Annotated in this window: 14 protein-coding genes; 7 read left to right on the top strand and 7 right to left on the bottom strand. The window is 50.3% G+C overall.

Features of this window, described 5'->3' with window-relative positions; genetic code table 11:
- Nucleotides 1-279 precede the first annotated feature (279 nt).
- A complete protein-coding gene (locus tag P1P89_04410) occupies nucleotides 280-2,262 on the bottom strand; it encodes a U32 family peptidase (GenBank protein ID MDF1590738.1) in 1,983 nt (660 codons plus the stop codon).
- Nucleotides 2,263-2,358: 96 nt separating this feature from the next.
- Entirely contained in the window at nucleotides 2,359-4,179 is a 1,821-nt protein-coding gene (locus P1P89_04405) for an ABC transporter ATP-binding protein (protein ID MDF1590737.1), read from the bottom strand.
- Between the two features lie 122 nt (nucleotides 4,180-4,301).
- Here P1P89_04405 and P1P89_04400 point away from each other — a divergent pair, with 122 nt between their 5' ends.
- The 7 genes from P1P89_04400 to P1P89_04370 all read left to right on the top strand — a co-directional run bounded on the left by P1P89_04400 (nucleotide 4,302) and on the right by P1P89_04370 (nucleotide 10,182).
- Nucleotides 4,302-5,207, top strand: a complete 906-nt coding sequence (locus P1P89_04400) for a hypothetical protein (GenBank protein MDF1590736.1) — start codon at nucleotides 4,302-4,304, stop codon at nucleotides 5,205-5,207.
- A gap of 45 nt (nucleotides 5,208-5,252) precedes the next feature.
- Nucleotides 5,253-6,488: a radical SAM protein gene (locus P1P89_04395; protein MDF1590735.1), complete on the top strand. Its 1,236-nt coding sequence runs from the start codon at nucleotides 5,253-5,255 to the stop codon at nucleotides 6,486-6,488.
- A gap of 112 nt (nucleotides 6,489-6,600) precedes the next feature.
- On the top strand, nucleotides 6,601-6,912 hold the full coding sequence (locus P1P89_04390) for a PqqD family protein (protein ID MDF1590734.1): 312 nt from the start codon (nucleotides 6,601-6,603) through the stop codon (nucleotides 6,910-6,912).
- Entirely contained in the window at nucleotides 6,893-7,396 is a 504-nt protein-coding gene (locus P1P89_04385) for a S24/S26 family peptidase (GenBank protein MDF1590733.1), read from the top strand. Before P1P89_04390 ends, P1P89_04385 begins: the two co-directional genes overlap by 20 nt.
- 1 nt (nucleotide 7,397) lies before the next feature.
- Entirely contained in the window at nucleotides 7,398-8,510 is a 1,113-nt protein-coding gene (locus tag P1P89_04380; protein ID MDF1590732.1) for a radical SAM protein, read from the top strand.
- Between the two features lie 248 nt (nucleotides 8,511-8,758).
- Complete coding sequence (locus P1P89_04375; GenBank protein MDF1590731.1) at nucleotides 8,759-8,932, top strand: hypothetical protein; 174 nt, start codon at nucleotides 8,759-8,761, stop codon at nucleotides 8,930-8,932.
- A gap of 122 nt (nucleotides 8,933-9,054) precedes the next feature.
- Nucleotides 9,055-10,182 (top strand): nucleotidyltransferase family protein, encoded by a 1,128-nt coding sequence (locus P1P89_04370; protein ID MDF1590730.1) that lies wholly within the window; start codon nucleotides 9,055-9,057, stop codon nucleotides 10,180-10,182.
- A gap of 70 nt (nucleotides 10,183-10,252) precedes the next feature.
- Here P1P89_04370 and P1P89_04365 read toward each other — a convergent pair whose 3' ends face one another.
- The 5 genes from P1P89_04365 to P1P89_04345 all read right to left on the bottom strand — a co-directional run bounded on the left by P1P89_04365 (nucleotide 10,253) and on the right by P1P89_04345 (nucleotide 19,494).
- Complete coding sequence (locus P1P89_04365; protein ID MDF1590729.1) at nucleotides 10,253-11,665, bottom strand: O-antigen ligase family protein; 1,413 nt, start codon at nucleotides 11,663-11,665, stop codon at nucleotides 10,253-10,255.
- A gap of 155 nt (nucleotides 11,666-11,820) precedes the next feature.
- A complete protein-coding gene (locus P1P89_04360; protein MDF1590728.1) occupies nucleotides 11,821-14,139 on the bottom strand; it encodes a polysaccharide biosynthesis tyrosine autokinase in 2,319 nt (772 codons plus the stop codon).
- Between the two features lie 60 nt (nucleotides 14,140-14,199).
- Nucleotides 14,200-16,383, bottom strand: coding sequence for an FG-GAP-like repeat-containing protein (locus P1P89_04355; protein MDF1590727.1), 2,184 nt, complete (start codon nucleotides 16,381-16,383; stop codon nucleotides 14,200-14,202).
- Nucleotides 16,380-17,177 (bottom strand): AAA family ATPase, encoded by a 798-nt coding sequence (locus P1P89_04350; protein ID MDF1590726.1) that lies wholly within the window; start codon nucleotides 17,175-17,177, stop codon nucleotides 16,380-16,382. The genes P1P89_04355 and P1P89_04350 overlap by 4 nt, the downstream gene beginning before the upstream one ends.
- A gap of 25 nt (nucleotides 17,178-17,202) precedes the next feature.
- Nucleotides 17,203-19,494, bottom strand: coding sequence for an SPOR domain-containing protein (locus P1P89_04345; GenBank protein ID MDF1590725.1), 2,292 nt, complete (start codon nucleotides 19,492-19,494; stop codon nucleotides 17,203-17,205).
- Between the last annotated feature and the right edge of the window lie 139 nt (nucleotides 19,495-19,633).

Genomic DNA, 19,633 nt, shown 5'->3' with positions numbered 1-19,633 from the left:
TGTTTTATTAAATGGTATACTACATTACCGTCTAAAATAACATGAAATTTGATTGTTGAGGATACGGTCTAAGCCCAGGGGGCATGGTCTATGCAAAAGTCATTGGCAAAATTCGAAATCCGAATTTGGATTATTTAAATTTTGGTCATTCGGTATTGTTTCGGATTTCGGATTTCGTGCTTCGGTTTTAGAGTCTTTGTACTTCATACGGCAGAGCCATTAAACTCTGACCTGGTCCAAAGGACCAGATTTTCAAAGTTAGAATATAATCTCACCATCTCAATACAGCGCCAGATCCCAGTTCCACAAACCCGGTCGTTTTTTTAACATTATCCCTTCCGGTATCGGTTCCGCTATATCCACAAACAACCGGTATCCCGCTTTTTGCAGTTCCTTTTTCTGGGAACGGATATCCAGTTTCCAGTTGGGAAAAATCCAGTAGCTGCCACCGTATTTCCGGGCCCAGGCCTCTTCACCTTTGGGGCTGCTGAAAGACGCTCCCGTATTCATATCCTCTGAGATGATCCGGGAAACACATAGCGGCCAGCTTCCGGAAAGGATGATCCCCAGGGGTAGTGGACTGTTTTGGGGAAGCGCAAGATAATCCTCCCGGCCGAGCTCGGGGCTGACAATGGCGCCTTTAAAGCCGAAGGCGGCCAGGGCGGAAATCGCCATGGGATTTGAAAGATTGCAAAAGGGTCCGGCCCACAGGTTAAAGTCCTTGCGGTCCTCAAAAAAGGCTTTTTGCCAGGGAGCGTTCAGAATAAAATTACGGCCGCCGTTTTGGATCACCGCTGCAACCTGTTCCGCCATGTCGTTTTCTTCCGCCGGCCAGATCACCGGGGGAAGAGCCCACCAGTAACCGGCTGCATCTTCGGGAGACAGCGCCCGGGTTGTTTCTGTGGACAGCCACAGCGCCGACAGGCCTTCTGTGGCTTTCCGGGAGGGATAACGGCAAATATGGAGGATGCTTTCACCTTCGGCTTTACGGGCGCCTTCGGGAAGATGAAGATGGAAGTGCGACGGCAAAACCGTCACATCGGGTAACCGCTCCTTGAATCGGGCCTCTAATTTGTCCAGCAGGGAATTTAACGTTTCTTCACGCCGATCGATGAGAAAAACCGGCGTTCCCTTGCGGGGTATTTTTTTCGGTGGCAACTTCAGGTGCAGGCGGCCTTTCTTGGGCACCGCCCGGCCGATCTTTTGGACGGCGTGCCAGGGCTCATCTTCATACCCGATCCGCAAGACATCGCCGCCCAGCAGTTCCAGCCGCGGTGACAGATACGGTTCTCTCCCGCCCTGGACGGATCCTATATACAGACCGGAGGCTGTGTTGCCGTCGGTGCTGAGGGGGCTCTGGGGCCGCTGGGGCAAAAAATGATAATGCGTCCCTCTTCTTCCCAGCGCCATTTCCAGCAGTTCCAGGGCCGCCCGTTTGGCCTGTGGGTCGGTGCCGTGATCCCGCAGCATCTGATAGGCCTGAACCGTGTAAAACACATAGTGGGGACCTTTCTTGCGGCCTTCGATCTTCCAGCTCTTCACTTTTGGAATGGTCATCAGGACCTTGACCAGCACATCCAGGCTCAGGTCTTGACAGGAAAAAAACCGACGGGAGGTGTCGTTCTGGGTATACTGCCGCCGGCAGGGCTGCACGCAGCGGCCCCTGAGTCCGCTCTTGCCGCCCAGAAAGCTGCTCCAGTAGCACCGTCCGGACACGCCGTAGCAAAGCGCGCCGTGCACAAAAACCTCCAGGTCCAGGTGCGGCGGACAGGCCGCTGCCATGGCTTTTATTTCGTCGATGTTGAGCTCCCGGGGGATGACGACCCGGTCCACTTCCACATGGTCGCCCACCCATCTGATAGCTGAGGGTGAACTGACATTTGCCAGGGTGGACAGGTTCAACTGACCGGTATAGCCGGCCTTTCGTACCAGCGATACCAGACCCAGATCCTGTAAAATAATGGCATCCGGTTTGACCCCGCGGTTAAGCCTGTCCACCATTTGCCCCACCTCACCCAACTCGCCCGGCTTTATCAAGGTGTTGACGGTGACATAGACCCGGGCCTCCTGGGCATGGGCCAGTTCGGTCAGGGCCGTCAGTTCTTCAAAGGTAAAGTTGTGGGCTTCCATGCGGGCCGAAAACTGTTTCAGGCCGCAGTAAATGGCATCGGCCCCGGCAGCCAGGGCCGCCAGAAATGAAGGTCTGCTGCCGGCCGGCGCCAGAATGGCCGGCCGCATCGGTTTTTCTATTTTTTTATCCATTGGTTATCGTCTATCCTTCTTTAATTTCGGCGCTCTCAGTACTCAGCTCGGTCAAGTCCTGACCCCTGATCCCCGGCCCCTGACCCCTTTTCGTCCTCATCCCTCTATTATCGCCCCCTGTTGATATTCAACCAAAGACCGGTAGTAATCGTTTGTTTCCATCAGGAACTGATGGGTGCCGACCGCTACGAGACGGTTTTTATCCAGTAGCAGAATTCGGTCTGCGTTCCGAATGGTTGACAACCGATGGGCCGCGATAATAAGGGTTTTCTTCTGGATAAAGTCCGGCAGCGACTGCAGCAGCGATTTCTCCGCCAGGCTGTCCAATGCTGCGGTGGGTTCATCCAGTATGAGTATGTCAGGATCCTTAATCAACGCTCTGGCCACAGCCAGCCGCTGTTTCTGCCCTTCCGACAGGTTGACGCCCCCTTCCCCGATAACAGTCTCGTAGCCCGCAGAGAGCTCCTCAATAAAATCATGGCACCCCGCCGCCCGGGCGGCCCGGACGACCGCATCCTGACCGGCTTCAGGGTTTCCATGGCAAAGCGCGTCCCTGACCGTTCCAGCCAAAACCAGGGTACGCTGGGATACATAACCGATCCGCTGCCGCAGCGAACGGACCTCATAATCGGACGCGGGCCTGCCGTCAAAATAGATTTCACCGGCTGAGGGGCGGTAAAAACGCAGGAAAAGACTGATCAGGGTCGTCTTGCCGACCCCGCTGGGCCCGACAATGGCAACATGTTCGCCCGGTTCGATGCGGAAAGACACGTTGTTGAGTACCGCTTCATGGTTGTTGTACGAAAACGATACATCCCTTAACTCAACCGCACCATTGAGCTGATTCACTTTTGTGCCGACACCCATGTTTTCTTCCGGCACAATGTCGAACAGGGCAAAAACACGGTGAAACGCGGCCAGTGCTTTTTGCAGCTCCAGATTCGCGGTGGCCAGATACTGCGCCGGCCCGAATACATATCCCAGATAAGCCTGAAAGGCCAGCAAGGAGCCCAAGCTCCATTGATCCGAAATAACCCAATAGGCCCCTGCCACCAGGACAATGATCCGCGCCACACCGGGCATGGAACTGACGGCCAGATCGGCGACCGAATTCAAGACTGTTTGCTCCAATAAAATCTGTTGAAAAGATTTTAACGCTGACCGCAAACGACCGGCCGCCCGTCCTTCGGAAGTAAATGCCTTTATCAGGGAACTTGCAGACAGGGATTCTTGAAATCTGCTGGAAACATCGGCGTTTTTTTCCATGTTTTGATGACTCAATACATGAATTCGGCCGGCAAAGTAGCGTATGGACATCACCAGGCCCGGAAGAAAGAATACCACCATAAGGGCGAGCCGCCACTCCAGGTAAAAAAGAAAAACGATACCTCCGACAAACTTGACTAAATTGGCGGCAACATATGCGAATGTTCCGGAAAAAAGCCAGCGCAGCCCATCCACATCACCGGAAAGACGCGCCATCAAATAGCCGGTCTGCTGGTCGTCGAAAAAGGATTGGGGCAACCGCAGGGTATGATCAAAGAGCTTATGTTGAAGATCCAGGATCACAGCCTGTTCAAAGCTGACAAAATAAAACTGCTCCAGCAAACTCGTCAGCTTGGCGGCCAGCACGATACCCGCCAGCAAAAGTACGGCACAGAGCAGCAGATCCAGCCGCCGCCCGATAATGACATCGTCAATGATGTAGCGGGTGATGAGGGGCTGGGGAAAACTGAGCCCGGCGGATACAATGATCAGGACAACACCCAGCGCCCCTTTACGCCAGTGCCTTTGCAAAAAATGATACAGTTTGCCGAAGCTGGTTCTAATTCCGGCATATCCGCTCTGCCCAAAGATCCGGTCCCGCGGCATCGGCCGCGACAATCCGCTTTTCAGATATTTAAGCCAGATATGCATACGCTTTTTCAATTACGAACCGGAGGTCTGGTGTGTTTAAGCTCAATTTTCGCGTTACCTTTCACAGATGATATGATATTATCGTATCAAGATCGATTAAACAAGTATATGGGAAAATATCCATGCCGACACATCATGCTTCTACAGACAACCAGCGCTATTATCAAATCGGCGGAATGACCATTTGTGTTGAATCCGATATCGCTATTACGGAGAAAACCTTTCATCCTAAATTCAAACACTTTCAATGCAACGGGCCTGGAGAGGACACCGTTTTTATAAGACACCATTTCTTCATTCCCGATCTTGATGGCTGGCGACTGGGAAAAAAAGTTTATCAAAAACCTCCCTGGGCCATTTATCGGAAAGAGGATGCCTGGATATATTTAGGTGTTTACAATGGCAATCAAACCAAGAATCTTCACCGATTAGCGGTTTTCACTCCTGACCACACCGAAGCCGATATCTATCACCACCCTGAGACTAAAAATATTTTTCAAAAAGGCGGAATTGCTTCGCTTTCCCTGTTGCCGACCGACCAGATCATTCTGGCCCGGGTTTTGGCCGACCGGCAGGGCTGCATTCTGCATTCAGGCGGTGTAATATTCGAAAATAACGGGCTCTTGTTTGTGGGGCACTCCGACGCCGGCAAGTCGACGATGGTGATTTTGCTAAAGCAGGCGGCTGAAATCCTGTGTGACGACCGGATCATTCTCCGGCATCAACCCGCCGGCTATCATATTTACGGCACCTGGAGTCATGGGGATGTGCCCCAGATTTCCCCGGCGTCAGCTCCGCTCAAAGCAATCCTGTTTCTCAAACAGGCCCGATCCAATCAGGTGATTCACCTTGATAATCAGCAGGAGGTCATCCGCCGTCTACTGGCATGTCTGATCAAACCGCTGGCAACGGCGGACTGGTGGAACAGTATGTTGACCATAGTGCCGCAGATTGCCGCTGCGGTGCCGTGCTATACACTTGAATTTGACAGAAGCGGCCAAGTTGTTGAGCTGCTCAGGGATATTTAACCCTAAACATTAAGGATTGTTTCTTATCTCAAGGGAAAACCAGGCATGCCGGATTCTTATCTGACTAAAATACGGATTGATCAGGCCCACCTATGGAAGGGCAAATCGCCGCTATTAAGTACGCTTGACATGGAGCTGACCGAACGCTGCAACCTGAATTGCATCCACTGTTACATCAATCAACCGGCAGACAACGACTCAATAAAAAAACAGGAACTTTCCACTGAAACAATCAAAGCAGTTCTTAGCGAGGCAGCCTCTCTGGGTTGCTTATCCGTGCGGTTTACCGGAGGTGAACCGCTGTTAAGGGAGGATTTCAGCGAAATCTATCTTTTCAGCAGAAAACTGGGTTTGAAAGTACGGCTTTTCACCAATGCCACCCTGATCACGCCCGATCTGGTTGAAATTTTAGGCCGCATCCCGCCGCTGGAAAAAATTGAAATTACGGTTTACGGGATAAAAAAGAATTCCTGCGAGGCGGTTACCCGGACACCGGGTTCGTTTAAGGCCGCCTTTGACGGGATCAACCTGCTCCGGCGCCACCACATCCCCTTTGAATTAAAAACAGTCGTTCTGCCGCCCAACCAACATGAGTTGGTGGAATTTGAAGTTTTGACCAAAGCTCTTTCGGAAGTAGATGAACCGCCCGGGAATACCATTGTATTAAACCTGCGCGCCCGACGGGACTCGCAATTGAAAAACCGTTCCATCAAACGTCTGAGGATGTCGCCTATAGAAAGCATGAAAATCATAACCCGGCAGGGAGAAGGCTACCGAAAAGAGATGAAGGCTTTCTGTGCCGGTTTCATGGCCCCGGCCGGTGGCAGGCTTTTCCCCTGCGGTGCGGGAGTGGGCGGCGGCTGTGTCGATGCCTATGGGGCTTTACAACCCTGTATGCTGCTCCGACACCCCGACACTATCTATAATCTGACTAACGGGTCGCTTAGAGGTGCCCTAACCGGTTTTTTTCCTAAAGTCAGAAGGCTGAAAGCGACCCATCCGGAATATTTGCTGCGCTGTGCCCGCTGCTTTTTAAAAGGCCTTTGTGAACAATGCCCGGCCAAATCCTGGATGGAGCACGGCACCCTGGATACACCCGTGGAATATTATTGTGTCTTTGCCCACGCACAAGCCGAATATCTGGGCCTGCTCAGACCGGGTGAAAAGGCCTGGGAGGTACTGAATTGGCGGGAGAGAATCAAAAGCTTCCCCGGCTCAACGCCTCCGGACAAAGCGAGCTGCGATCCGGTTGGATGCCGCACAGATGGATACACGGTCTGATTGTATCTTCACATGTTATGTGCTAAAATAATTTTAAACTTAATAATTTCACGGTAAAGGTTGTCCGTTCAATTCTACTTTGCAGTTTAAACTGACTGAACAGGTAGTGGCTATGAATACAAATATTTCCCTTGATGTCGCCTATATTCCCTCCGAAGATGTGGTCGCCCGGGTCATTGAAGGAGAGCTTATTATCGTCCCCCTTACAGCCGGCATTGGCGACATGGAAGATGAGCTTTATACTTTGAACGAAACCGGAAAGGCCATCTGGGACCTGCTGGACGGCAAAATGACATTAAAAAACGTGGCCCGGAAGCTGTCGGCCGAATTTGAGGCCCCTGAAAATGAAATTGAAAGGGATGTTCTGGGGCTGGTGTCGGAACTTTACCAAAGGAGAATGGTGGTTGAAGCCCCACCGTCCTGAACCCGCTCTTTTATTGAAAAAAGGCGAGCTGTCACTTTCCGGGCCGGCCCTTAAGGACCTCATGCAGGCGGTGCTCCGTAAGCATGTCCCCTTCAGGTTCCGGGCAAGCGGTTTCAGCATGGCACCCTTTATAAAAGACGGCGACGTGCTGACGGTCTTCCCCGTTATAGATTCCCCGCCCGGCATAGGCGATGTGGCGGCATTTTCACACCCGGCTGGCGGAAGGCTCGCGGTCCACCGGATAGTGGCCCAAAACAAATCCGGCTACCGCCTGAAAGGCGACGGCGCGGATGACGCCGATGGTATGGTCTCTCAGGCAAATATTATCGGCATTGTCCGCAAAGTGGAACGAAACGGCCATCGGGTTTTACTCGGGTTGGGGCCCGAAAAAATTCTGATTGCATTCCTTTCCGTCACGGGACTTCTTTCGCATTTACTGCGCCCGTTATGGCTGTTTTTTAAAACCCTTCGCGGAGTCCGCTGAAATGAGTGCGCCAATCGTTACCGCCATCGCATTGCCTGACTATCCCCTTTGGAAGAATATTGAAGGGAAAAGAACCCTGCTGGCATTGGAGCTGGAAATTACCGCCCGCTGCAATAACAACTGCCGCCACTGCTACATCAACCTCCCGGCAAATGATCCGAGGGCCCGAAACAAAGAGCTGACATTCGACCAGTTAAAAGACGTCATCGACGAAGCCGTCTCCCTGGGAACCTTGTGGTGCCTTATCACCGGCGGAGAACCCCTCTTGCGGGAAGACTTTATCGATATCTATCTATATCTTAAAAAAAGAGGGTTGCTGGTTTCTGTCTTCACAAACGCTGCCCTGTTAACTCCGGCGCATATCAACCTATTCAAACAGTACTCGCCCCGGGAACTGGAAGTTTCGGTCTACGGGATAACCCAAAACACATACGAAAGGGTCACCCGGACGCCGGGTTCTTTTGACGCTTTTCGGCGCGGATTGGACCTGCTGTTTGCAAACAGGATTAAAACACGCCTCAAGGCCATGGCCCTGCGGTCGAATCTGCGCGAAATGGCGGATATCGCCCGTTTCTGCCGCAAACATACACGGGATTATTATCGCTTTGACCCTTTTTTACACATGCGGATAGATCAAAACCAGAAACGCAACCGGGAAATCAAGTCTGAACGACTTTCACCCTTAGACATTGTAAATCTGGAGAAGTCGGATCCAAAACGATTTCAGGCTTTGAAAAAAGCTTGCCAAGAATCGCCACTGTCGAAACCCTCAGAGTTGACCGGAAATCGTCTTTTTCGCTGCGGCATCGGCAACGGGAGTTTAACGGTTGGTTACAACGGTCTGCTGCGTATGTGCTCCTCCCTTTGTAAACCGGACTGTGTTTACGACCTCAAAAATGGAACTCTTACGGAAGCCTGGCAAAATTTTGTTCCCCAGGTGCAGCAATTTAGCGGGCAAACAAAAGAAGTTTTAAACAAGTGCCGATCTTGTCTATTGATCAACCTTTGCCAGTGGTGTCCCGCGCATGCCCACCTGGAAACCGGAATGATGGACCAGCCGATCGACTATTTCTGTCAAATGGCGCACGCCCGAGCCGTAGCAGTGCTGGAATGAATTCTTTGAAATCTTCTAGCTCCTTGATTTCTCTAAGCGCTCCTAAGTCAAACCGCAACAGCAAGTGCATTCCCCGCACCGCCGGGGCGTGACTGCAGAGTTCTTCAATCATTCCTTAAATTGAAATAGGATTGACAGAAGCACGATTTTAGTTTATAAATCAAAGTAATTATAATTTATTGACAGTTTGATGTGTGTCTAAAACAGTTCGTTTCTGCAGTTTATAAAACTGGAAATGGGGGAGCCCAATGAAAAAAATATGGGAAAAACCAAAACTGGTGGTCTTGTACCGGGGGAAACCGGAAGAATCCGTATTGGCCGCTTGTAAGGCCGATGTCGGCGGATCTGTCGGCGCGGAATTTAGCAAATGCCGGAACAAGCCCCCAAAGCCAGGTCCATGTAGTGTGCAGGCTGTTTCTTAGTAACCGGACACACGGTATCCGCCTTTCATTTGTTAATAAAATCAAGTGGATTTCTGTTTTTTTATAGTTAATACACCTGTAAAGACCTAACTTTTCGGTGTATTGTTTTTTTGTTATTCTTGATGGAATCTTCTTTACGAACTCTGCTGGCGCTTTTAGCGATTACACCTGCTATCACCAATAAAAGGTCCCGCTTCGTCGAACTGCTGTTAAAAAGACGGAATGCCGACCCTTTGATCAATATGGCGCTAAAGGAGGGGCTGGCCGGAATACTTTATAAAAACCTGTTAAAATCCGGAAGTCTCGACTCCCTTAACAAAGGACATCAGGAAATACTTCAGTCCGCGTACTATCGAACACTCCATCTCAATCTCAAACTGAATCACGCCTTAAAAAAAATTCTGTCGACGCTGAATCAAGGCGGAGTTCAAGTAGTCCTGCTTCAAGGGATGGAACTCCTGCATGGAATCTATGGTGATTTCGGTCTGAGGCCTTTGAGTGATATTGATCTGTGGGTACTGGAAAAAGATTACACTAAACTGGTATCCATCTTGAGGAATCAGGGCTATCGCCTCGATCCGCTCTATCCCAACACATTTAGAAAGGGCATAACGGTCTTAGATATTCATACCCACATCCTGTGGGCCGACCGCATCAGATCCCGCGAATGGCTGCTGACCAAAAGTCAGGATTTTATTTACCAAAAGACTCGTTTCATTAGTGTCGACGGGCAGCAAGTCCGCTCTCTGGGCAGATATGATCAGGTGCTGTATCTGGGACTTCACTTGCTGAAACATAACGCCGAACGTCTGATCTGGCTGGTGGACATCAAAAAACTCGTTGCAGATTGGACATTTTCGGATTGGCAGGCACTGCTCACCCGCGCCCGTGAGTTGGGTCAAGAAAAATGCGTCACCTATATTTGTTATCTTCTCAAACTGCTGCTGAACTTCACTGAACCCGGACGCATTTGCCCGGAAATCCATCGCCTGAAGCTGAATCCGATCGAAAAAAAACTGCTGCGCCTGCGCCAAAAAAAAGAGTCCCTGCCGGAGTGGTCAACACTCATTTTGTTCACCTCCGGCAAAGGACTCTTAAAAGGAATAATGTTTATTCTGGAAACGCTGTTTCCACGGTCTGACATTTTACGGCAGGTGTTTGCCGAAACCCCCGGCCTTAGCGTTCCGCAACTTTACACCCGGCGTTTTTTTCAGCTTGCCGGCAGGGCCGTCACCTCCCTTTTCAAATGAGGATATCCGCTTAAAGAGCAGGCGATTCTATGAGGCCCCCTTTCCCCAAACGCATTGGTAGATGGACTTTTCATGAAAACCTTCCTCGACCCGGGATGCCCTGTAAATGTAATTTTACAACAGGTTTTATTTCAGGTGCGGCAGGCTCAGGGCTCTCCAGCTTCGGCAGAACGACGATAATCCCGGCAACCAGCCAGAAGGGTTCCATGATGCGAACAATGATAAAGGTATTGGCGCCGATGGCATGAAACAGCAGTCCGATATAACCGGCTATAAAACCGATCACAAGGCCTTTGTCAGCAGATGTTTTCAGCAGCTTCAAATTCGACAACGCAATTTTAAACACGGAAACCAACAGATAGATGAAGGCCGCCAACCCCAGAATGCCGGTTTCCACAAGCACCCGGGGAAATTGAGCGTCAATAAAACTGTATCCTGTAACCCCATAGCCTAACATCGGATGCTTGGTCCAGTCTCGCACTGCATCCGCCCAGCTCGTTAATCGCGCCGATGTCGACGTATCCAGTTTTACGTCCCCGACCTCAAGTTGTCCCTTCTCAGTGGGTTGCTCAAACGTATACATAATACGATCTTTAACCTGCGAGGGAAGAAAAAAAGGACTTAACGCCAACCCGGTGAGCATCAGTATCAATACGATCATGCGCTTCTCGCTCAGGTACCCCAGTACCAGCATGGCCGGTACGGCGGCCAGATAAGACGTGCGTGACTGGGTGAACAGCAGCGGCGGAACCATCACAACAAGCAAGACAAGCAGCGCTTTTTTAGCTCTGGCATTTCTGGTTTTGTCCAGCAGACCGGCTGCCACCGCCCCGATAAAAACCAGATATCCGCCGAAGGTGTTGGGTTCACCGATTTCACCCTCAAACGGTGCACTGACCCTGCCGCCTCCGGGAATTTCAAATATTCCGTAAATGGATACGATAAAACACGTCAGGAATATACAAAAAAGGAACCGATGCAGCTGCTCTCTGGTTACAAGGTGATTCACCATCATGAAGTAAACCAGAAAGTATTCAAAATATTTAAGGACAAAGAAGAAACCGGTTTTCATACTGGCCCGCCCTGTCATGACGCCGATTCCGGTCGACACAAGACAGATGACCAGATAGATAAATATCGGCCGGTTTAACGGCGTCCTTAAAAACAGTCCCATCTCCTTATGAATCGCGCTTTTGGCCAGCCAGCTCAACCCGATGACGGTCAGCAGGAAATCGTCCAGCCGCAGCGTCACCCCTCTTCCCAGTTCCTTGCCGGACGTGGCGGCCGCCATAAATTCAGGTGACAACAGCATGGACAGGATTAAAACATAAAGCCCGAGCTGGCTGTTGACAAAAGCGCCGATGAAAATCGCAAGCCCCACCGTCGCCAGAATCAGCATTTTAGGCGAATATTCGGCTGCCATCATTCCCAGCAAAAGGGATATGGCAACAAACATTATAAATGCTGTCAGTTGTTTTCCCATGGATCAGCTTAAATGTGTAAGACCATCAGGAGAGAGGAAATCGCTCGTTCATAGAATAGAATATCCGACCGAAGGATGAAGTGTTTGAGCAAACTGTTTACCTTCAGCCTTCAGTCTATCCACCTTCAAAATGTCAGAAAAAACTTATTATAACATTAGCTGCCGGTCATTTTCAGAATATCGGTCAAAAGGTCTTTCCAGAATATACCCAGCAGCAGCAGGGCAATGGCAACAATTAATATCAGGAGGCGAAAATATTTCCGTCTGAAAGGAAACCGCCTTTTTACTTTTCGAACGGCGCCTTTCATCAAGGCGCCCATATCCCGATCGACTGACTTGGCGGGTTCATAATAATACTGGGTCTGGTATTTAAAATAATCCGGCCCTACTTCCGGTCGGACGTTATTCAAGACAACGCCAAGCACCTTGGCGTTGACATTATCGAGGGACATTTTGGCGCGTTTGAGTACACCCCGGCCGATTTTTCCGACCTTGTACACCAGGATAACACCGTCCATGAGCGGGGCGATCTCAGTGGCGTCCGCCACGGGCATGATCGGCGGCGCATCGAAAAAGATAAAACTATACTCCTGACAGGCCTCCTTGAGAAATTCACGGAATCTTGAAGATCTCAGGATTTCAGACGGATTGAGGGGATTGCTTCCCGCGGTAATCACATGGAGGTTGTCCAAACCCGGCGTTTTCAATATTTCTTCAATCTCGAACTCGCCCAGCATCACATCCGTAATGGTGTTGACCACCTCTCTCCAGTCGTAGTTTCCCAGAACATAATCCGTCATCCCCGGCTCTTTAGGCAACCCGAAGGTTGTATGAATTACGGGTTTGCGTAAATCCGCCTCAACCAGAAGCACTTTCTCGCCGGCCTGGGCGATGCTCAGGGCGATGTTCACGACATTAAAGGTCTTGCCTTCCTGAACAAAAGAGCTGGTCATTAAAATTGCCTTTTCCTTTCGATCTTTGCCAAGGAAGCGCAAATTTGTCCTTAAAGAACGAAAGGCCTCAGCCACCAGCGACTTGGGATCGTATTGCGTAATCAGAAACCGAGAGGATACACTCTTTTCCAATCCTTCCCTTTCCGCGTACCTCGGATTTCTCTCATCCGCCCCCATTATCGGGATCAATCCCAAAACCGGCACACCCAGCAGATTTTCTACGTCTTCGATGGTGCCGATGGAAGTATCCAACGTTTCGGCAACGAAGGTAAACACGATGCCGATGACCAGTCCCATAAAAATACCGGTCACGATAATCATGACTTTTGAGGGAATATTGGTCGGAACCGTCGGTATCAGTGCCGGACGCACGATGACGACTTCCTGCACCTTGCCGGAAGCCTGGATCAGAATCTCCTGATATTTTTTCTTTAACTCGGACTCCAGAGACTCCTGCAGCCTGACCTCTCTTTGAAATCGCTCCAACTGCAGCGCCTTCTCCGGAATACTCAGGTTTTCCTTTCTCAACCGCAGCAGGGTTTCGTAAAGATCGCTTTCGCGCTTTTTTAAAACCGCCAGCCGACCGTTCAGTTCTTTTTTGATCTCAGCGTTAACATTCTGAATCTGATCATTAATTTCTATGACCTTCGGATGTTTTTCGGTATAATCAAACAGGAGCGCTTTTTTCTTCAGGATCAGATCGCTCAGTTTGGCACTGTATCCTTGCAGTTGGGCGTCGGACGGTTCGGAAAAAACAGCCCCTTCGATATTCTGAAATGAGCCTGATACTTTTTCCAACGAGTCCAACCGCGATTGCAGGGACTCTTTTTCTCTCCTGGTCTCCTCGTATGAAGCTTCAACTGTGGAGAGTTTGTTCAAGGTGTGGGTTGTCTGGGTGTCCAGAGCTATCAGCGTATAACTTTCCTTAAACTCACGTAATGCCTCCTCCGCCTGCCGCAGGCTTTTTGAGGACAATTCAAGTTGATTTTCAATAAACGCCTGGGTTTCAAAAGTCTGGCGGTTTCGTTCGCGGATATTGTAATTTTGATAAGCTGCCGCAATCGCATTGGCAATAAAGGCCGTTTCCTGGTTATCACCGGAAGTGACCCGGATATTGACGATATTTGTCCCCTGCTCCTGTTCAGCCTGAACCATTGCTTTTAAGCGCTGGATGAACGCCAGAAAGGTTTTGGAATTTCTGATTTCTTCTTCGGAAACGTCTGCGGGAAGCATGCCGACCGATTTGGCCGTTTGCACCAGAACCGGAAAGCTTTTAATAATGAAGGCCTGGGTAATCATATTATCGCCTTCATTCCAGAACATCCCCGTGAACAGGCTGGCCATATTGGTGACGCGTTCGATTTTAACTGAAGCGGTGGCCTCGTAAAGCGGCAGCGGCTCCTTCAGCTTGGCAAATCCATAGCTGGAAATCCCCACCAGGCAAACCATGAGGATGACAATGGCCTTTCTTTTTTTCAGGATTCGCCAGTAATCTCTTAAATCGACATCATATTGTGCCATCAATCAGGTCCTTTAATATGGCAGGCGACTTTCAATTTCAGAATTAACGTGCTTATCATTTTAAGGCGCCGTGGTAAGATTCGTCCACTCTCCCGCGGTGCCAAATTCATTGATAACCTGAGCCGGATAAATAATCAGCCGCATCAGGGGAGTTATCTGTTTTACAAAACGGTTGACGTCGCCCACAAAACTGCGCGGCACATATACCAGGTCTTTATTTACCAGGGCGACGTTCTGGGTTTGATCACCTGTTTCAAGCAGCTTGCCAAGACTCACCGAAATCACCTCCGGCCGGGTGATGTCGCCCCTGACAACCTTGGTACTGTTTTCCTTGGCAAATATTGTTACACCGCCGGCCAGTGAAATGGCATCGAACACAGACAGATTCGTTCCGGAAAATGGATAAACTCCCGGCTTTTCAACCTCTCCAAATACATATATCCGGTTTGCTTCTTTGGACAGGGTCGGGATAAAAATCAAATCCCCATCATCCAGGATAATGTTCTGGCTCAGATCTTTCTGAGTAAAGATTTTGTAAAAATCTACCGTGATGGACCGGCCGGTTTTGCGACGAACCGTCACCTCATTCAGGTTTGCCTCCTGCGTCGGCCCACCCGCCTTTGTAACCATCTCCATCAAGGTCGTTTTCCCGGTAAGTTCATATTTGCCAGGGCCGGAGCGACGATAGGGGGATTCCGTAATAGCGCCCAGCATGGTCACAAATTTACTGTCGAACTTCTTTACGGTGACATCAACCCGTGGCTGACGGATAAACTCACCCAGTCGTTTGGTGAGTATTTCGTCCAGCCGGCTGGCCGTAAAGCCATTAATATTTAAATCCTCCACAAAGCCGAAAGAGATCGTGCCGTTGGGCCGCACCTGAATCTCTTCGGTTGTCTTTTCAATACCCCGCCATAGGGTAATTTCAATTACATCACCGGGACCGATTTTATACTCGGAAATGCCGGATACGGTCTTGTAAACGGCATTTTCTTTGGGTTCCAGCTCTCCGGAAGAGGTTCCTGGCGAGGACGTTTCCTTCCCCTTTAATTTCCTCCCGGTTTGAACAACATCCCCGCCCTTGCCCAGCCAGACTTTAATACCCTGACCATAACTGGCGGCACACAGATCATCACGGCCGTCCCCGTTCAGATCGCCCGCAACCATTCCATAATAACTGCCGGCCGACGGAAATTGCCCGGAGACTTGCAACCAGTCCGCTCCGTCTTTTCTATGCCAGACCATTAACCCCCCGGCATCCAGCGAACTGGCCAGCAACCCTCTGGCTCCGCCATCATCCACCGCAATGGGGATCACCTTCCAAAAGCTGCCGGTATTTACCGGATCTTTATCCCTGTAAAAGCCGCCGTTTCCCTGGTTTAAAAAAATTCGAATCCCGCCCCGATAGGTTGCCGATAATATATCCAAATTGCCGTCGGCGTTCAGGTCGGCCAGCGTCAAGCCATAGTAACTCCCTTTCTCCAGTTCCGAAGCGGGCGACCACCCTCCGGTTCCATCGCCGAACCAGATTCTGAGAGCGCCGTAAGTGCCCCAGCCGGCGCCGATTAAATCAAGGGCGCCGTCACGATCAAGGTCGGCCACGGCCACATCCATGTATACCCCCTTGACCGTCGGACCCGACTCCGCAATCCAATTTCCCTTTCCGTCTCCGAACCAAACCTGAATCCCCCCCTGCTCGTCCGAGGTTGCATTGGCCGCAATAATATCGGGGTGCCCGTCGGCATTCACGTCGGCCACTGCAATACCTTCATAGTTACCTGACTCGACGGGGCTAGCGCCTCTTTCCCATTTCTGTTTCCCGCGGTTCAACCATATCAAAATCCCGGCAGACTCGCGCTGGGCCGTGCAGATGATATCCTTCATTCCATCCTGATCAATATCCGCGATGGCCAGGGAGCGAACATCTCCCCTGAAAGGAAGAAATTCCGGTTCTGAAAGCCCCCCGCGACCGTCACCAAACCAAACCGCCACCGTGCCGGGCGATGCAGACCCGCCCACCACATCTATGAACCCGTCATTATTTAAATCTGCCAGGGCGATGGCGCGGTATTTGCCTGAAGAAAAAAGGCCGCCGGAGGTCACGGTCGCCGGTGAAATTACGTTTTCCTTCTGGTTTGTCTCAAAGGATGTGGCGCATCCGCACCAGGCAAATACCAGCAGAACAAGCCCAAAGAGATAAAAGCTTCTATGGCTCAGAAAGTTTCTAATATGAAGGGTTGTCATTTCAGATCCTCGATGGCTTCTGCAACGATCGATTTGTTGACCACACTTGCTTTTCTCATAAAGCCGACCAGCAAACTGCGGTCGCAGATGTTGTTGATCCTGAGCGGTATGCCGTTTGAATAATCATAAAGCGCTTTAACGGAGTCTTTTGTAAAAATACCGCGCTCGGCGCCGACGCTTCGCAACCGGTACATCAGATACCGAATCGCATTAACGAAATCCAGCGGTTCCAGATGATACTTGATGCCGATGCGCTCGTTTAATGGCGGCAGCGCCGTAATTTTCTCCAGCAGCGGCGGCTGACCGATTAAAATCAATGTAATCAGGAACCGGTTCTCCAGCTGCATGTTCAGCAGCATCCGCAGCTCTTCAAAAGTGGCCCGGTCGGAAATCACATGGGCCTCATCAATCATTAAAACCGTACTGAGACCCTGCTCCGCATTTCGTCCCAACCTGTTCCGCAACCGGGTCAGCAAAATGGATTTGGAGTCGCCCTCGGCATCCTCCCCGAAATTCATTAAGATTGCCCGGATCAAGTCCATGGAGTCCAGCGCCGGATTCGTAAGGGTATGGACTTCAAAGTTCTCTATGGATATACGATGGATAAAGGCCCGGCTGACAGTTGTTTTTCCGCAGCCCACATCCCCCGTCAACATGGCAACCCCTTTTCGGTGTTTGACTGCAAAAAGCAGCCGAAAAAGCGCCTCTTCATGTTGGGGGGATTCATAAAAGATATTGCTGTCAGGGACATTCCCAAAGGGCGTTTTTTTCAATCCCCAATATTCAAGATACATTCATAGGCTCCCTGCAATTAAGACCCTATCGCTCCATAATTTCGCTCTGAATGCCGCTTGTCAGTAAATCGGCCACCTGTTCTTCAGCACCCTTGCGGGTGTAAAACGCTCCCACAAACAAAAAGAATGTCTGATCCTTAGCTTGAATGACATAGGGAGAATAGCCCTTATCCGACAATAACACAATATTCTGATCGATAGCGGTCCGGGATGAAAACACCCCGATGAGCGCTGCATATTTTGTCTCTTTAGCAGCAGCGTTTTTAAGTCCTGACCGGCTGATGACCGCTGCAGCCTCTTCTTCGGTTTGATAGGTTCCGGCAAAAACGCGATACCAGATGCCCTGGGTTCCCAAATCGACCTTTACCCAATACGCGTTGAGACCTTTGGCGGTGTATATCGGCAAGGCCGACCGGGCTTCTTTCAAATTGCGAAATGAATCCAGCTTAATGGAAAATGGGTAAGAACCGCTGCGCGCTTTTATAGCTGCTGCATCCCCGGATAATTTAGGACCGGCAGCGACTTCTGTCCGGACATTATCGATCTTCGGCTGCTCCTTGGGCGTTGACGTTTTTTTATTATCTGCGGGCGACATTGCTGCCGGTGTGGGTGCGGTTTCCGCCGGGGCCTGCTTTGGGGGCGGGGCCGCGGGTCCCTTTTCCGGAGCAGGTGCCGATTTCATTTGTTCTTTCGATACTTTTTGTCCCTCTGTTTGAGCGACCGTTTGCTCTTTTTTGGATGGAACAGGGGCAGCCGGCGTCGGTTCCATTTCTCCCTTTGAAACGATCAAAGCTGCAGATTCGTTTTTTGCTTTCTGTTGCGGGCCTGCTGAAACTTTGACTTCAGAAGGATTTACGGTCAAAACCGGTCCATTTGTGGTTTTATCCGATAAACCCAGTTGCCAGAAAGCAATGCCCGCCAGAATCACACTGCCGACAGCCAAAAGCACCCATTTGTACCGGCGAAACCAACGGTCATTTTCTCCTGCAGGAAGCTGAACGAACTTATCATCAATTAATTCACCGGTTCTTTCTACAGATTCCCTGGCGCTTATGGTAAAAGCGCTCTGATCCGGCCCCGACGCATCCTTTCCAGTTGCCGGCGGTGATGGTTCAAAGTCGGCTTCTGTTATTTCAAGAATATCAGCATCCGAAAGCCCTTCCCCGTCTGCATCGTCTATATCCTGTATAACTGCGGATTCAAGGCCATACGGGACCGGTTTTGGGGTTTGCGAATATGGTTTTTCGGCCGGTTCTCCGGCAAGGCCCGCAATGTCCTTTTCCGAGACAGAATCTACGATATATAAAATTGAGTTTTCTGGAAGATTGATAACTTGCCTGGCCAGCACCCGTCTTCCCTGGGAGTCAAATACAACCTCTATCTTGGGCCGCATCGGCTGATCCGGATAGGTCTGGATGACTTTGCCGACCGTATTGGAATTAAGCCGCACAAGACTGTGCATTGGAAAAAGCGAAAAGGTATTCAGCAGGGCCTTCAGATGCTTTTTGGAGAAACGCCGCTTGCCGATTTTAATAATCTGTTTCAAGGCTGAAAAATGCGGAATTTTGTCCCTTTGGGGTCTGGAATGAATCAGGGCCTCATAGAAGTCAACCAGGCCGATAATCCGGGCGTACAAGTGGATTTCATCACCGCTTAACCCTATTGGGTATCCGGAACCATCCATACATTCATGCACCTGAAGGGCGGTATCGGCCAGAAAGCCATAATCATCACCGAATCCTTTCAGAATTTTGTATGCAAATTCCGGACGTTTTTTGAATATTGCGTACTCCTGCTCGTCAAGTTTCTGTTCTTTATATATCAGCTTTTCAGGTATTACCCCCATCCCGACTTCGTGGAGCAGGGCGGCCAGCCCGATCTGTTCCTGTTCGACCCTGCTGAGACCTAACGCCGCCGCTATTTTAATGCCAAAAACAGCCACATTGACACAGTGGTTGATTAAATATCCGTGGGGGTTATCCTGATAGATGGCGCGAATCAACAGGGGATCAACCGCTGACCGGGACTCGATGATGCGGCGGACTATTTCCTCTCCGGATTCCAGCGTAAACCGATGTCGTTTTCGGACGGCATCCAGAACCCCTGTCACATAATCCGTTGCCGTATCGTAAATAGCCTTTCTTTCTTCTTCGCTGACTTCCTTCGGCAAAGCGCCTTCGCGGGAGGTAACCCGGCGGGTCTCCTTTTCAAGATCGCGAAAACTCAGACCGGAGGGACGGCTCAATTCCCCGCTGTCTTTTTCTTGGGATTTTTTTGGATTTAAATCTCCTTTTTCAAGGTCGCTAAACTTTACCATGTAAACTTCCTAATGGCATTTTAGAAAAGCAGCAAAATCTTCCAGGGGATTCTATAACTTAACGCCTTATGCTAACAACAAAAAATGTTGTATGTCAAGAAAAAATAACCCCAACATATTGCGTTTTAGCCCGGATATT

The organism is Desulfobacterales bacterium (genome assembly GCA_029211065.1).
Taxonomy (GTDB): domain Bacteria; phylum Desulfobacterota; class Desulfobacteria; order Desulfobacterales; family JARGFK01; genus JARGFK01.
This window is presented reverse-complemented; position numbering and strand designations above follow the sequence as displayed.

Coding starts and splice junctions, on each gene's coding strand:
- P1P89_04370 (MDF1590730.1), top strand. CDS start 9,055: ATGGAATCTTCTTTACGAACTCTGCTGGCGCTTTTAGCGATTACACCT.
- P1P89_04400 (MDF1590736.1), top strand. CDS start 4,302: ATGCCGACACATCATGCTTCTACAGACAACCAGCGCTATTATCAAATC.
- P1P89_04355 (MDF1590727.1), bottom strand. CDS start 16,383: ATGACAACCCTTCATATTAGAAACTTTCTGAGCCATAGAAGCTTTTAT.
- P1P89_04345 (MDF1590725.1), bottom strand. CDS start 19,494: ATGGTAAAGTTTAGCGACCTTGAAAAAGGAGATTTAAATCCAAAAAAA.
- P1P89_04410 (MDF1590738.1), bottom strand. CDS start 2,262: ATGGATAAAAAAATAGAAAAACCGATGCGGCCGGCCATTCTGGCGCCG.
- P1P89_04380 (MDF1590732.1), top strand. CDS start 7,398: ATGAGTGCGCCAATCGTTACCGCCATCGCATTGCCTGACTATCCCCTT.
- P1P89_04390 (MDF1590734.1), top strand. CDS start 6,601: ATGAATACAAATATTTCCCTTGATGTCGCCTATATTCCCTCCGAAGAT.
- P1P89_04375 (MDF1590731.1), top strand. CDS start 8,759: ATGAAAAAAATATGGGAAAAACCAAAACTGGTGGTCTTGTACCGGGGG.
- P1P89_04350 (MDF1590726.1), bottom strand. CDS start 17,177: ATGTATCTTGAATATTGGGGATTGAAAAAAACGCCCTTTGGGAATGTC.
- P1P89_04405 (MDF1590737.1), bottom strand. CDS start 4,179: ATGCATATCTGGCTTAAATATCTGAAAAGCGGATTGTCGCGGCCGATG.
- P1P89_04360 (MDF1590728.1), bottom strand. CDS start 14,139: ATGGCACAATATGATGTCGATTTAAGAGATTACTGGCGAATCCTGAAA.
- P1P89_04395 (MDF1590735.1), top strand. CDS start 5,253: ATGCCGGATTCTTATCTGACTAAAATACGGATTGATCAGGCCCACCTA.
- P1P89_04365 (MDF1590729.1), bottom strand. CDS start 11,665: ATGGGAAAACAACTGACAGCATTTATAATGTTTGTTGCCATATCCCTT.